Below are 14,334 nucleotides of genomic sequence, written 5' to 3'. Positions count from 1 at the left end.
GGCTGCACGCGTGCTCAGCGGAAGAACTGGCTCGGCGGCTGCCCGAACTGGCGCTTGAACATGGCGGTGAACGCGCTGGGGCTGTCGTAGCCCAGCTCCACCGCCACGTCGATGATGCGGTCGCCGGCGGCCAGCCGTTCGAGCCCGCGCAGCAGGCGCAGTTGCTGGCGCCACTGGCCGAAGCGCATCTGCAGTTCGCGTTGGCACAGGCGCTGGATGGTCTTGACGTCCACACCCAGCGCCGCGGCCCAGGCGTGCAGCGTGGTGGGAGCGGCCGGGTCGGCGTCGAGCGCGGCGGCGATGCGCAGCAGGCGCGGATCGCGCGGCTGCGGCAGGTACAGCGGCAGCGCCGGCAGGGCATGCAGTTCGTCCAGGATCAGCCGCATCAGCCGCCCGTCGCGCGAGTCGGCGGCGTGGTCCCAGGGGATCTCCGCGGCGCTGCGGATCAGTGCTTCCAGCAGCGGCTCCACCGCCATCACCGTCGGCGTGTCTGGCATGCCGGCGATGGCGGCGGGGCGGATGTACAGGCTGCGCATGCGCAGGACGCCGATCCAGCGCACGCTGTGCTCGGTGCCGGCGGGGATCCACAGCGCGCGCGTGCTCGGCACCACCCAGTGGCCCTGGCCTGACCGCACCACCATCAGGCCGGACACCGCGTAGATCAACTGATGACGCGCATGCCGGTGCGGGGCGATGGCGCTGTCGGGCGGGTAGTCGACGGCCTTGCACACCACGTCGGCGGGCGCGTCGTCCGCATTGCGGCCGGCGCGCGGCACCAGCATGTCCTTTTTGCGATGGTTACTGGGCATGTCGCGCAAGAAGGTCGGGGCAGGGCAGCCTACCATGCACGCACTCCCGGCAATGCCCGTCCCGCCATGTCCACGCTGCGCCCTGCCGCGCCCGTCGCTGCCTCTCCCGCCGCTCCCGTCGCCCCGCGCAAGGTCGCGTCCGGCGTTCTGGCTGCGATCACCTCCTCGCACCTGATCAACGACATGATGCAGTCGCTGATCCTGGCGCTGTATCCGGTGCTGAAGGGCCAGTTCCAGCTCAGCTTCGCCCAGGTCGGCCTGATCACCCTCACGTACCAGATCACCGCCTCGCTGTTCCAGCCGCTGATCGGGCTGCGCACCGATCGCCGGCCGGCGCCGTATTCGCTGCCGATCGGCATGAGTTCCACGCTGTGCGGGCTGTTGCTGCTGGCCTATGCGCCCAGCTTCGGCATGGTGTTGCTGGCGGCGGCCTTGGTCGGGATCGGCTCGGCGATCTTCCATCCCGAATCCTCGCGCATCGCGCGGTTGGCCTCGGGCGGCCGCCATGGTCTGGCCCAGTCGGTGTTCCAGGTCGGCGGCAATACCGGCACCGCGCTGGGGCCGCTGATCGCCGCAGCGGTGATCGTGCCCAACGGCCGCCACAGCGTGGCCTGGTTCGGCGGCGCGGCGTTGCTCGGCATCGCCTTGTTGTCCTACGTCGGGCGCTGGTACGCGCTGCACCTGCAGGCCGCGCGCGCGACGCCGCGGCCGGTCGCCGCGGTGCCGGCGCTGCCGCGCGCCACGGTGGTGCGCATCGTCGGCATCCTGCTGCTGCTGATCTTCTCCAAGTACTTCTACATCGCCGGGCTGAGCAGCTACTACACGTTCTACCTGATCCAGCGCTTCGGCATCTCGGTGCAGAGTGCGCAGCTGCACCTGTTCGCGTTCCTGTTGGCCTCGGCATTGGGCACGCTGATCGGCGGCCCGGTCGGCGACCGCATCGGCCGCAAGCCGGTGATCTGGGTGTCGATCCTGGGCGTGGCGCCGTTCGCGCTGGCGCTGCCGCATGTGGGCCTGCATGCGGCCACCGCGTTGACCGTGCTGATCGGCTTCGTGTTGTCCTCGGCGTTCTCGGCGATCCTGGTGTATGCGCAGGAAATGATGCCCGGACGCATCGGCACCATCTCCGGGCTGTTCTTCGGCTTCGCCTTCGGCATGGGCGGGCTGGGCGCGGCGGTGCTGGGGCTGCTCGCCGACCATCGCGGCATCGTCTTCGTGTACCAGGTGATGTCGTTCCTGCCGCTGCTGGGCATCTTCGCTGCGCTGCTGCCGAGCCGGCGACCCGACGCCGTCGCGACGCACTAGCACGACCGCGCGTGGCCGGCATCGGCCGGCGCGGACAGCTTGGCGAAAGCCAGCGGCCGCATGCTGTCGCGCCGGCCGTCGCGCCTCCATCGCCGTCTTCGCATGCCTGTCATCGCCCTGGTCTCGTCCGTTGCCCACGCCTGGTCCACGCTGGTCGACCTGGTCGCCAGCCATGCGGTGGCGCCGCTGCTGGCGGCGCTGCACCTGACCGGGCTCAGCGACGATCCGCACGACATCGCCGCCTCGTTGCTGGTGGCGGCCCTGCAGCTGTCCATCATCGGCGTGCTGTTCCGGCCGCTGGAGAGCCTGTGGCCGGCCGAGCGCTGGGAACATCGGCGGCTGGCGCGGATCGACTTCCACTACACCTGGCTGATGTTGATCGGGGTGTTCCCGCTGTTCTCGTTCCTGATCCTGACCCCGGTGGTCAACGCGCTGGGCGGCGCCGACCCCAACGCCGCGGCGGCGCCGGAGACCGGCCTGCGCCATGCCTGGCCGTGGCTGGACCGGCATCCGCTGGCGCTGTTCGCGCTGTACTACCTGGCCTACGACTTCACCTACTACTGGATGCACCGGGTGCAGCACTGGATGCCGTGGTGGTGGGCGATGCACAGCATGCACCACAGCCAGCGCCAGCTCAGCTGCTGGGCCAACGACCGCAGCAACTACCTGGACGGCATGCTGCAGTCGTTCGTGCTGGCCGCGGTGGGCATCGCCTTCGGCATCGAGGCCGACGAGTTCGCCTGGCTGATGCTGCTCGGCGAGCTGGTGCAGAACCTGTCGCATGCCAACACCCGGTTCGGCTTCGGTCCGGTGCTCGACAAGATCCTGGTCGATCCGCCGTTCCACCGCTTGCATCACATGCGCGTGGACCCGGAGCGGCCGGGGCTGCACAACTGCAACTTCGGCCAGGTGTTCGCGTTCTGGGACGTGCTGTTCGGCACGGCGCTGTACGGCGAGCCGGTGCGGCCGACCGGCGTGGGCGATCCGATGGTGGACCGCGACAACGAGCTGGGCCTGGTGGCGCTGCAGTGGGAAGGGCTCAAGCGCTTCTGGGGGGCGGTGCGACGCCGCTCGGGATGGACGCCGGGCGAAGTGGCGTTCGGCGAGGACTATGCGCCGATTCCGGTGGATCATGCTGGTTTGCCACTGCATGTCGAGCCGCCTGCGGCTGCGGCTTCTACGCCGGCGTCGAATGGTTGAAGGGCCGGGATTGGGGAGTCGGGATGACCAGCCGTTCGGCTGTGGAAAGCAGGGATTCGTAAGAGCGGTGGCGGTTGGTAATGCCGGTCCTTGCTGGCTTCGCTGGCTGTCGCACCCTCACCCCAACCCCTCTCCCGGTGGGAGAGGGGCTAGTCGCCTTACTGCTACTGCTTCTTCAGACAACCGCTCATGAAGGTCTTGCGGGCGTCGCCCTGCAGTTTCTGCGTCGCGGCTTGCGCGTTGCAGTCCTTCATCCGCTGCTGGGAGGCGTTGCCCGCGGCCGCGGCGGTGCCGCCGCTGAGGCAGGCCTTTTGCGCGCTCTTGTACTCATCGCCTTTCTTGCCCTTGTTCTGGGCCGAGCACTTGGCCATCAGGGTCTGTTGCGCGGTCTGCGGCTTGGTCGCGGCGGTGGCCAGCAGCGGGGCGGCGGTGAAACTCAGCAGCAAACAGGTAGCGGCGAAGCGGGCGGAACGGGTCATGGCGGCAGCTCCGGAGGATGTGCCGGCAGGGTGCGCCGGCACGGGTGACCGGATCATGACGCGGCGGTGGCCGGGTCGGCAATGCGGCGCTGCGGCATCGTGTCCGCGGCCTGCGCCGGGCCGTCGAGGAACAGCATCTGCGGCGGTGGATGCATCAGGAACTGCTGGTGCGAGATGTTCCAGGCGTAGGCGCCGGCCAGCGGGAACGCCAGGCAGTCGCCCGGCGCCAGCGCGGCCACCGGCTGGTCGCGGGCCAGCACGTCCTTGGGCGTGCACAACTGGCCGACCAGGGTCACTCGCGCATCGCGCAGCACCGGCGGCTGCGTGCCCCGCAGCACCAGGAACGGATGGTCGTGGCCCTGCGCGGCAGGCGTGCGGAAATGATGGGTGCCGCCGCGGCCGATCGCGAACTGCGCGCCATGGCTGCGCTTGATGTCCAGCACTTCCATCAGGTACCAGCCGCAGGCGGCGCTGACGTAGCGACCCGGCTCCAGGCGCAGGCGCAGGCCTTCGCCGTGCGTGCGCAGCAGCGTCGGCAGGCCCGCGCAGAACGCGGCCCAGTCGAACGAGGCCGCCGGATCGGCATAGTCCACGCCGAAGCCGCCGCCGGCATTCACCGTCAGGGGGCCCAGCGCGTAGGCCTGGCGCCAGCCCTGCACGGTCTGCAGGTAGTGCGCGATCAGCCGCAACTGCAGCTGCGCATCGCGCTGGTGCGACAGGAGGTGGAAGTGGAAGCCATCCAGGCGCAGCCCGCTCGCGCCGCGCAGCACCTGCATCGCGGCATCCAGGTCGTCCACGTCCAGGCCGAACGGCGAGGGCCGCCCGCCCATCACCAGGCGCGTGTCCTGCATGCCCGGCACCACGATGTTCAGGCGCAGGAACACCGACAACGGGCCTGTGCGCGACGCGGCGATGCGCGCCAGTCGCTGCAGCTCGCCCAGGCTTTCCACGTGCACGCTGCAGTCGGGCAGGCTGGCGGCCAGCTGCAGTTCGGTATCGAGCTTGCCGGGGCCGCCGAACAGCAGCCGGCGGCCCGGCTGGTGCGTGTGCAGCCATTGCAGTTCGCCGCCGGACGCCGCCTCGAAACCGTCCACCCACGGCGCCAGCGCGCGCAGCACGGGGGGCTCGGCGTTGGCCTTGGCCGCATAGAACAGCTCGCACTCGGCCGGCAGGTGTGCGCGCAGCATCGCCGCATGCGCCTGCAGCGCCGCCAGGTCGTAGACGTAGGCGCAGACCGGGCCGCCGGCCTGCGCGCGCAACTGCGCCAGCGCCGCGTGCAGGGGGGCGGGATCGATGCGCAGGCTCATGCCGCCGCCTGCCGCAGCGCGGCGCTGCCGATCGGGTTGGGCAGGAAGCTGTAGTCGGCATGGCGGTCGGCACGTTGCAGCAGGCGCAGGCGCAGGTTGTTCTTGGCCGGCAGCGGCGCGCCGTCGAGCAGGGCCTGCAGTGCCGGTTGCGTGCCGTGGCGCTGCTGCCAGCTGCGCGCGATGTCGCCGACGATCTGCCACAGCTGGCGTTCGCGGCGGTCGTGGCCGTCGGCGAGGTGGAAGATCGCTTCGGCCAGGTTGTTGACCAGCGCGCAGTAGGCGATGCGGTTCCAGCCGCGTTCGGCGCTGTAGTACAGCGACTGTCGCGCGGTCTCGGACATGCCCGGCAGGCGTGCGGCCGGCCAGCGCGACGGCAGCAGCTTGGTGCCTTCCAGGTCGCGGATCCACACCTGTGTCGGCAGGCCGTCCTCGCAGCCGATCACGGTGTTCTGCAGGTGTGGCTCCAGCACGATGCCGTAGCCGAACCAGGCGCTCCACACGCCATCCAGCAGCAGTTGCGCATAGGCGCGGAACCAGGCCGCGGTGGCCGCCTCCAGGCTGCTGCCGCTGCGCTGCGCCAGCGTCTGCGGTGCGGCGGCGCAAGCCGGCTGGCCGCGTGCGTCGTTGGTGAACAGCGCACCGGCCACCTGCGGGCGATAGCGCGCGCGCTGCGCCGCCGGGATCGCCTGCCGGTACAGCACGCCGAAGCTCTCGCCCAGCTCGCGGCAGGCCTGCGCATCGGCGTCCAGCGCGGAGAAGTCCAGATCGGTGGCGGCCGGCTCCAGCAGCACGTGGAAGCCAGGCACGCGCTGCGCCAGCGCCTGCCAGTCCGGCGCCAGCAGGCGGGTCAGCGCCACCGCGCTTTCCAGTTCGTACCAGGCGTTCTTGCGCACGCAGTTGGTCAGGCGCACGTGCACCGACAGCTTGAGGAAATGATCGAGCTCGGCGTGGTAGAGCGTGCGCACCGACGAGGTCGGGCGCAGCGCCAGGCCGCGTTCGCCCAGCGGCTCGATCCAGCCGCGCGCCTGCGCCTGGCGCAGCAGCGGATGCGCCAGCACGCGCTCGGCCTCCCACGGATGGCAGGGGTACAGGTCGGCGCCGCCGCCGGCCTGCGCCAGCGTCGCGCGCACGTCATCGCCCTGTGCGCGATACAGGCGCGGATCGATGCGGAACCAGAACAGCGGGAAGGCGCTGCGCGCTTCCGGCGCGCAGGCCAGCACCTGCTCCAGCGGCACGCCTTCGCGGCTCTTGGGCGTGGGATGGAAGGCGTGGCCCCACAGCATCGACTGCTCGGCATCGATCAGCGCCTCGCCGGTGGGCTGGGCGGCGTCGGCCTGGCGCAGCAACTGCGCGGTGATGGCGATGCTGTTGGCGCTCTGCGCCAGCAGTTCCAGGTTGGGCGCGTGCTCGCCTTCGCTGAGTTCCTGCAGCAGCAGGCGTACCAGCGCCTCTGCGTCCAGGCAGTGCCACGGACGGCCGTCGGCCTTCAGGTAGGGCGCCGAGGCGAAGCGGCAGCGGCCCAGGCGGTCGGCATGCGCCAGGCGCACGCACAGCGTGGCGCCGGAGGGCAGGCGCAGGCGCAGCCAGCGCTCGCCGGCGGCGGCGATGCCGGGCCGGTCCAGGCCGCGATAGTCGAAGTCGGCCAGGCCGCGATCGAGCGCGACTTCGCGCAGGTAGCAGTTGAGCCAGCAGGTGATCGCCTGCGCTTGCGCCAGGCTGTCGTACCACGGGTCATGCATCGGCAACGGGGACATGGACGGTTCTCCGAACGGACGTGAGCATCAGGGCCGGCAGCAGCGCCAGCAGGGCGGCCGCGGCGGCGGCGAGGAAGGGAACGGCCAGGCCATGGCCTTGCACCAGGGCACCGGCGAGGGCGCCGCCGGCGACGCCGGCGTACTTGCCGGCGGCATCGAAGCGGCCGAACAACTGGCCCGCGCCGCGCCCGCCGGCAACCTCGGCCAGGCTGCGGTTGAGGCCGCGCAGCGCCATCCACATGCCCAGACCGAACAGCAGCCGCGCGGCGATCAACCAGCCGGGCGCCGGCGGCGCCATCTGCAGCAGGCAGGCCAGTGCGAACAGCGCCAGCCCCGCCGGCAGCGGCGACATGCGGTGGTCGCGACCGCGCCAGCACGGCATCAGCACCAGGTAGACCAGGTGCGGCAAGCTGTAGAGCAGGCCGGCGACCGCGCTGCTGCCGATGCCGTGCGCCTGCGCATACGGCAGGAAGTAGGGAAAGGTCACCACCATCGCGAAACAGAACAGGAACTGCGTGGTCCACAGCGCCCAGCGCTGGCGGCGCTGCGCCGCATCCGCCTGCGGCATCGCGGGTGTGGATGCGACTGCCGCCGGCACGCGCGGCGGATCGGCCGGCAACCGCCAGCTCAGCGCGAAGGCCAGCAGCGGCAGCAGCGCCAGGTAGCGGTACAGCGACTGCGCCGGCCCCAGCGCGGTGGCCAGGCCGAGCAGCGCCGGTGCGGTGACCATCGCCAGCCGTGCCGAGAACTGGGTCCAGTCCAGCGCCCGCGCCAGCGAGCCACTCTGCGCCTGGCTGCTGAGATAGGCGTTGGTCGCGGCCAGCGAGCCGCCGCAGGCGCCTTGCACGACCAAGCCGGCGACCAGCCAGCCCAGGTTCGGCGCGAAGCCGGCCATGAGGAAGCCAAGCGCCAGGCCGAGTTGCGCGCGCAGCAGCGAGCGCTTGCGTCCATAGCGGTCGGCCAGCCGGCCCCAGGTGCTGGCGGTGAGCGCAGTGCACAGCGTCGGCAGCACGTACAGCACGCCGCTCCAGCCGATCGCCGCACCCGGCGCGAGCTGCTGCAGCACCTGCGGCAGGAACAGCGGCATGCCCAGCGCGGTGAAGGCGGCCAGATAATGCGCGGCCAGCACCGGGCCGAGGAGGCGCTTCATTGCGCCGCCCCGGCCGCGACCGCGCGCGCCGCCAGCGCAGCCTCGCGCAGCAGGTTGGGCGCGCTGTCGCCGTAGAACTTGTTGATGTCCGCCGCGCCGGTGATCTGCTTGCCGAGCAGGCTGCCGGCGCTGAGCAGGTACTTCACCGGCAGCGTGGGCGCGTCCAGCAGCGCCTGCGCCGGGGCGGTGTCGATGCCGTCCTCACGCAGCGCGCGCAGGGTGCCGTGCAGGCGCGCGCGCAGCAGTGCGTACAGCGGGGCGCGCAGTCCCGGCTGCCATTCCGCCAGCCCTTCCAGCACCGCCTGCAGATCCAGTTGCAGGATGATGGTGCAGAACATCCGCGCCAGCGCGGCGTCGTCCTGCACCACGATACGCGCGTCGCGCGGGGTGCCCAGCGCGGCCAGCGCCGGCCGTTGCGCGTACAGCCGCGGCAGCAGCACCCGCGCCGCGTCGTTGTCCTTCATCAGCAGCCGCGGCGCGCGGCCGGCGGCGTAGATCAGCACACTGTTCTGCTGGTTGGCCTCCAGCGCGATGCCGTAGCGCAGCCACAGCCGCAGGTGCACCTGGCACATCAGCGCCAGGTAGCTGTCCCACCAGGCGGTGAGGTCGCCGCCATGGAAGCGGTCGGCCAGGTGCGCGGCCAGCGGCCGGCCATCGGGCAGCGTCGCGCACAGGCCGGCCACCGGCACCAGAGTCGCCTCCGGCAACGCCGGATAGCGGCGCAGCAGATAGGACAGGTGGCGGGTCTCGCCGACATGGCCGGCATGCGCCTCGTCCACGTGCAGGTAGCATTCGCCCAGCGCCGGATCGTGCGCGGCCAGGTCGCACAGCACGCGTTCGAACCAGTGCCCGTCGTACAGCGTGGACGGTTTGATCAGGCGCAGGTTGAGCGCGCCGAGCGTGCGCATCGGCACCGGCAGCTTCAGATGATGATCGGGAAACGCCAGCGGAATCACCGTGCGCAGCGACAGCGACGGGCGCACCTGCAGCCACGGCTGCGGCGCGGCGATCGCGTCGTCCGGCAGGGCGAAGCCGTCCTCGCCCAGCCGCGCGAAGATCAGCGGGTGCAGCGGCCAGGCGACGTGGTCGGCGTCCAGCGTCGAATCCAGGCCGAGCATGCTCGGGCGCGGCCAGAACGCCGGCGGCGGCGTGGTCTGGGTGACCTGCGCGATTGGCAGCGCCAGCCAGCGCAGCGCGAAGCTGGGGCCGAACTCCGGTGCGTAGCGCGGCAGGTCGGCATCGTCCAGGCCAAGCTTGGCGCGTGCGCTGGGATAGAACGGATGGTCGCGGTGGCTGGCCAGTTGTTCGCAGCGGTAGGCGCGCTCGTGCGCGTCGGCGGCGTCCAGCGCGGTGGCCAGCAGTGGCCGTTGCTGCGCGTAGGCCTGCCGCGCCAGCGCGCGCTGGCGCACCGCGCACTCGGCTTCCTCGACATAGGCGCGGTGCAGCGCCTGGGTCTCCGCGTCGAGCCCGGCGCCCAGTCGCGCCAGCCACTGCGCCGTGCCGGATTCGCAGACACTGTGCTGCCCGGTGTGCAGGACCCAGCTGTCGCTGCAGGCGCTCACGGTCTGCAGGTAGCCGGCGCGGCGCAGCGGCAGCCACAGTTCGCCGTCGGGCAGGTGCGCGATGCGCCACCAGATGGCGTCTGTGGGCAGCGGCGCCTGCGCCCAGGCGGCGAGCACCGCCGGCGGCGGCGTGGCCGCGGCGCCGCGGCTGACGATGCCGCGCAGGTCTTCGCGCAGGCAGGCGTCGATCACGCGCAGGTCGATGTAGCGGCGGTCGGCGTCCTGGCTCATGCCGCCACTCCGGTGGTGGTGTCGATGCGCCAGTTCAGCGACGCCTCGGTGCTGGCCAGCGCCTGCTGCAGGTCCGACGCGGTGTCGGCGAGCACGTCCAGCACGCCCAGGTAATCCTTGTTGGAGTGGCTCAGCCGGATCGCGTCGCCGGGTTGCCGCAGGCGCCGGTAGCGCGCTTCCCAGTGCGCGTCGCTGCTGGCGTGGTCGGCACTGGCCACCGCCAGCCTGCCGTCGTGCTCGGCCACGTAGTAGCGCACCAGCGCCTGCGCGCGGCGCGCCTGCAGCGCAGGCAGCGGCCGGCCCAGGTGCAGGCCGAGCACACTGTCGAACCAGTGTCCGCCGAACAGGCGATCGAGCAGGAATTCGCGGCCGTCGCCGATGCTGCGGTAGTTGATCTCCACCAGCACCGGGCCGTCGGCGGTGAGGATGAACTCGCTGTGGCATACGCCGAAGCCGATGCCGAACGCCTGCAGTTGCGCCAGTGCCTGCTGCAGCACCGGGGTGTCGATGGCGCTGCGCCAGCGCGCCTCGCATTCGACGAAATGCGGTGGCGCCGACAGTTGCACGTCGAAGCCGCCGATCGGCTGCAGGGTGCGCCCGTCGCCGAGCGTTTCCAGGGTGAACAGCGGACCCTCCAGCACGCTCTCCAGCAGCACGCTGCGCTGCGGGTGGCGCTGCCAGAAATCATCGAGGTAGGCCTGCAGCGCCGCCGCGCCGGCGCAGTGGCGCACGTCCAGGCTGGCCACGCCTTCGCGCGGCTTGGCGATCAGCGGCCAGGGTGCCTGCGCCGGCGGCATCGCGCCCGGCGCCAGGCTGCAGAACCACGGCGCCGGCAGGCCGAGCGCGCGCAGCCGCTGGCGCATCGCCGCCTTGTTCTTGGCCGCGTAGCAGACCTGCCAATCCTTGCCCGGCACGCCGAGCGCGGCGGCGATCATGGCGGCGCTGGTCTGCAGGTGATCGCTGTTGCTGAATACCGCGCGCGGCGGCTGCGGCAGGCTGCCGAGCAGGTCGAGCACGCCCAGCGGATTGAACACGTCGCACTCCAGCACCTGCACCGGTGCGGCCGGCGGATGGCGGCGGAAGTGGTCGAGGTGCGCGTGGCGGTGGTCGGTCAGCAGCAGCACCGGCACGCCCAGGCGCTGCGCGGCGGGGAGGAAGCCATCGGTCACCGCCGGGTGGCAGACGTGGCTGAGGAGCAGCAGGGGAGCGTCGTGCGAGGTCATGTGCGGGTCTCGTCGGGCGCAGGCGCACGCACGCCGCCGGCGCGGCCGCGCGGAGGCGGACACGGGAGGCATGCGCCGCGGCTGCGGCAGGGTCGCGTGGTTGCCTGGCGCATCGCATCGGGCGCGCGCTGGGTAGGGGAAGGACGCGGCTGCGTCCGCTGCAGGTGCCCGCGTCTCCCGCGGGCGGCGGCGCGCCGTGCTGGCGCGCGGTGGTGCGACTGCCGGCGTCGTCGTCCGACGCCGGGGTGGATCAGAACGTGTACTCGAGGCCGACGGTGACGCTGCGGCCCGGCGCCGGCTGCCGGCCCCAGGGACTGGTGTCGATGCCGCGGTACCAGTACTTCCGATCGAACAGGTTGTTGACCGCCAGCGACGCGCTGAGCTTGCCGCTGGCGCCTTCGCTGAGCACCTGGCTCAGCTGCGCGTTCCACACCCAGTAGGCCGGCAGCTCGCCGACCGAGCCGATCGCGTTTTCCTGCACGGTGTTGGCCGCATCGCTGAAGGCGCGGCTGAAGTAATAGCTGGAAACGGCGACGGTGGTATGACCGGACTCGGGCCGGTACGACGCGCCGAGGGTGAGCTGGTTGCGCGAGGTGTAGGGCACGCGCAGGCCGTCGTACACGCCCGATTTCTGCCGTGCGTCCAGATAGGCGTAGCCGGCATTGAGGGTCAGCGCGCGCAGTTGCGCCGGGCTCCACTGCAGTTCCACTTCGCCGCCCTGGTGGCGGGTCTTGCCGAGGTTGCGGTAGGTGCGCGTGGTGTTGTCGAGCTGGATTTGCTGGTCGAAGTCGATCAGGTAGCCGCCGAACTGCACGCGGGTGCGCTCATTGGGCTGGTAGCGTGCGCCCGCTTCGTAGTTCCAGGCCAGTTCGGCGTCGAGGTTGTCGCCGAAGATGATCTGGGTGACCTGCGGCGCGCGCAGCGAGCGCTGCCCGTCGGCGTACAGGTACCACTGCGGGCTGGCCTGGAATCCCAGGGTCAGGCCGGGCAGCACGTCGTCGGTCTTGTTGCGCGTGCGCGCGCCGCTGGCCAGGTTGTAGTAGCGCGAATCGACCTGCTCGTAGCGCAGGCCGGGGGTGACGGTGACGCGGCCGTCGGCGAAGGCGATCGCGTCGCTGACGTAGGCGGCGGCGCCGCGGTCCTTGAAGCGCCAGTCGCGCACCAGGGTGTACAGGCCGTCCCTGAGGCGGGTGTTGCCGACCAGGAAGTCGATGTCCTCGTTGATCGCGCGCGCGCCCAGCGTCCACTGCTGGCGCACCGCGCCGTCGCCCATCGTCCAGCTCAGCCGCGGCTCGCTGCCGTAGACGCGGAAATCGCGCGGGGCGCTCTGCCGCAGTTGCGGCGGCAGGTCGGGGCGCCAGGTCTCGCTGGCCGCCGAGCGCATGCCGACGATGAAGTTGCGGCTGCTGCGCGCGCTGAAGTTGCTCCAGTCCAGGCGCAGGTCCTGGAACGGCCCCACATCGCCGAAGTCCTGCTGGTAGACCAGCGAGGCGCGCGTGGTGCGGCCGTTGAATGCGTCCAGCGGCCGCGTCGACTGGCGTGGATCGCGCAGGTAGTCGGCGGTGGACAAGGCGCCGGCCATGTCCATGTCGGCGACGTAGCGCTGCACGCTGGCCTTGAGCAGCTTGTCCGGTGCCAGCCACCATTCCGCGCGCAGGCGCAGGTTCTTGATGTCGGTGGCGCTGTGCTCGCGCCAGTAGTCGCCCTTGGTCCAGTTGGCGTCCAGTTGCAGGCCGAACGTGTCGCTGGCGTAGCCGCCGGTGCTGATCGCGGTGTCGCCCAGGTAATGCCCGGCGCCGCCGGCGGTGACCTTCTGGCCCAGCGTGGTGGTCCAGGTGGTGGGAATGTCCGGGCTGATCAGGTTGATCACGCCGCCGACGTTGTTGGGGCCGTACTGCACCGCCGCGCCGCCGCGCACGATGTCGATGCGGTCGACCTGGTTCAGGCCGACCGGGAACAACGACAGGCTGGTCTGCCCGTACGGCGCCAGCGCCAGCGGAATGCCGTCCTCGAGCACCTGCACGCGGCCGCTACGGCTCTCGTACAGGCCGCGCAGCATGATCTGCGGCAGCGCGCCGGTGCCGGTCTCGTCGAACACCTTGATGCCCGGCACCTTCTGCAGCGCGTCGTCCAGCGAGCGGTTGGCGCCGGTGCGCAGTTGCGTGTTGTCGATCACCTGGCGGCTGCCGGCGTAGTGCTGCACGTCCTCGACGGTGGAGCGGCCGAGCAGGCTGCCCTGCACCTGCACCGCGTCGAGCTGGCGGATCCGCGCCTGCGCGTCGGCGTCGGGCGGAGTGTCCTCGGCGCGCGCGCTGGAGGGGGCGAGCATGGCGGCGGCGAGGGCGACGGCCAGCAGCGAAGGGGAAAGCGAAGCGATCAAGACGACGACTCCAGAGGCACGAAAACGGTCAGGGGCTGCGCAGGTCGGCCGCGCGCTGGCGCAACGCGGCCTGCAGCAACGCGCGGTCTTCGCCGGCGAACAGCCACTGCAGGTCCGCCTGCGCCAGCCAGTGCGCGCGTTGCGCGGCGTCGCGGGGATTGGGGCAGAAAGGAACGCCGGCGGCGCGGCAGGCCGCGTCGATCGCCAGCAGCTGTTCCCAGACCTGCGGATGGGTGGGCTGCGGGCCGACGCCCAGGTCCAGCGCCAGGTCCAGCGCGCCTTCCATCACCAGCGACACGCCGGGCACCTGCAGGATCTGCGGCAGGGCGCGCACGCCGGCGGCGCTCTCGATCATCGGGATCACGCGCAGGCGCGCGCGGCTGCCGGCGATGTAGTCGGCCAGGGCCACGCTGCCGAAGCCGGTGACGCGGCCGCCGGTGATGCCGCGGCGGCCGTGCGGCGGGAAGTGCGCGGCGGCGACCGCGCGCTCGGCTTGCTCGGCGCTGTCCAGCCCGGCCAGGACCACGCCGCGGGCGCCGGCATCGAGCACCCGGCCGATCAGCTTGGCATCGACCTCGGGCACGCGCACCCACGGTTCGCAGCCGCCCAGCTCGCAGGCGCGGATGGCATGTTCCAGCTCGGCGGGCGAGCGCAGCACGTGTTCCAGATCGAGTACCGCGAAGTCGTAGCCGACATGCCCGAACATCTCGCACAGCAGGGCACTGGGCACGGAGTTGAGCAACCCGATCTTGCAGGCCATGGGGGAGGGCGCGCGGAACTGGGGAAGGGAGCGCAATCCTGCCGTAAACGAGAATGCTTATCAAGAAGATTCGCTGCAGGTCCTCACGGCCGCCGTAGACGCTTTCTGTGCGCTACCGCGCTTTTCGTTCTGCGACTCACCGTCCGAAGAGGAGCCGCTTTTGCGAATCCCCAA

Annotated in this window: 11 protein-coding genes; 2 read left to right on the top strand and 9 right to left on the bottom strand. The window is 71.4% G+C overall.

Going from position 1 to position 14,334, the window contains the following annotated elements; translation table 11 throughout:
* Positions 1 to 14: 14 nt before the first annotated feature.
* Entirely contained in the window at positions 15 to 782 is a 768-nt protein-coding gene (locus SLW52_RS14735) for a helix-turn-helix transcriptional regulator (protein WP_279363143.1), read from the bottom strand.
* Between the two features lie 93 nt (positions 783 to 875).
* On the opposite strand from SLW52_RS14735, the gene SLW52_RS14730 reads away from it, so the two are divergent.
* Positions 876 to 2,114: an MFS transporter gene (locus SLW52_RS14730; protein WP_320740584.1), complete on the top strand. Its 1,239-nt coding sequence runs from the start codon at positions 876 to 878 to the stop codon at positions 2,112 to 2,114.
* 102 nt (positions 2,115 to 2,216) lie between these two features.
* The gene (locus SLW52_RS14725) at positions 2,217 to 3,314 is read left to right on the top strand and encodes a sterol desaturase family protein (protein WP_267099884.1); all 1,098 of its coding nucleotides are present in this window, start codon (positions 2,217 to 2,219) and stop codon (positions 3,312 to 3,314) included.
* A gap of 164 nt (positions 3,315 to 3,478) precedes the next feature.
* On the opposite strand, the gene SLW52_RS14720 is transcribed toward SLW52_RS14725, so the two are convergent.
* From SLW52_RS14720 to SLW52_RS14685, 8 genes are all read right to left on the bottom strand, one after another.
* A complete protein-coding gene (locus SLW52_RS14720) occupies positions 3,479 to 3,793 on the bottom strand; it encodes a PsiF family protein (protein ID WP_295930399.1) in 315 nt (104 codons plus the stop codon).
* A gap of 53 nt (positions 3,794 to 3,846) precedes the next feature.
* Complete coding sequence (locus tag SLW52_RS14715) at positions 3,847 to 5,100, bottom strand: type III PLP-dependent enzyme (protein WP_320740585.1); 1,254 nt, start codon at positions 5,098 to 5,100, stop codon at positions 3,847 to 3,849.
* Positions 5,097 to 6,854 carry an IucA/IucC family protein gene (locus tag SLW52_RS14710; protein WP_320740586.1) on the bottom strand — a complete coding sequence of 586 codons (1,758 nt, stop codon included), beginning with the start codon at positions 6,852 to 6,854 and terminating at the stop codon, positions 5,097 to 5,099. The genes SLW52_RS14715 and SLW52_RS14710 overlap by 4 nt, the downstream gene beginning before the upstream one ends.
* A complete protein-coding gene (locus SLW52_RS14705; protein WP_152236035.1) occupies positions 6,832 to 8,004 on the bottom strand; it encodes an MFS transporter in 1,173 nt (390 codons plus the stop codon). Before SLW52_RS14705 ends, SLW52_RS14710 begins: the two co-directional genes overlap by 23 nt.
* Positions 8,001 to 9,797, bottom strand: a complete 1,797-nt coding sequence (locus SLW52_RS14700) for an IucA/IucC family protein (RefSeq protein WP_320740587.1) — start codon at positions 9,795 to 9,797, stop codon at positions 8,001 to 8,003. Before SLW52_RS14700 ends, SLW52_RS14705 begins: the two co-directional genes overlap by 4 nt.
* Positions 9,794 to 11,020, bottom strand: coding sequence for a siderophore biosynthesis protein PvsA (locus SLW52_RS14695; protein WP_320740588.1), 1,227 nt, complete (start codon positions 11,018 to 11,020; stop codon positions 9,794 to 9,796). Before SLW52_RS14695 ends, SLW52_RS14700 begins: the two co-directional genes overlap by 4 nt.
* A 250-nt stretch (positions 11,021 to 11,270) precedes the next feature.
* Positions 11,271 to 13,349, bottom strand: coding sequence for a TonB-dependent siderophore receptor (locus SLW52_RS14690; RefSeq protein WP_320740648.1), 2,079 nt, complete (start codon positions 13,347 to 13,349; stop codon positions 11,271 to 11,273).
* A gap of 79 nt (positions 13,350 to 13,428) precedes the next feature.
* Positions 13,429 to 14,160: an aldolase/citrate lyase family protein gene (locus tag SLW52_RS14685; RefSeq protein ID WP_150409772.1), complete on the bottom strand. Its 732-nt coding sequence runs from the start codon at positions 14,158 to 14,160 to the stop codon at positions 13,429 to 13,431.
* Positions 14,161 to 14,334: the final 174 nt, after the last annotated feature.

The organism is Xanthomonas sp. LF02-5 (genome assembly GCF_034105325.1).
GTDB classification, from domain to species: domain Bacteria; phylum Pseudomonadota; class Gammaproteobacteria; order Xanthomonadales; family Xanthomonadaceae; genus Xanthomonas_A; species Xanthomonas_A sontii.
This window is presented reverse-complemented; position numbering and strand designations above follow the sequence as displayed.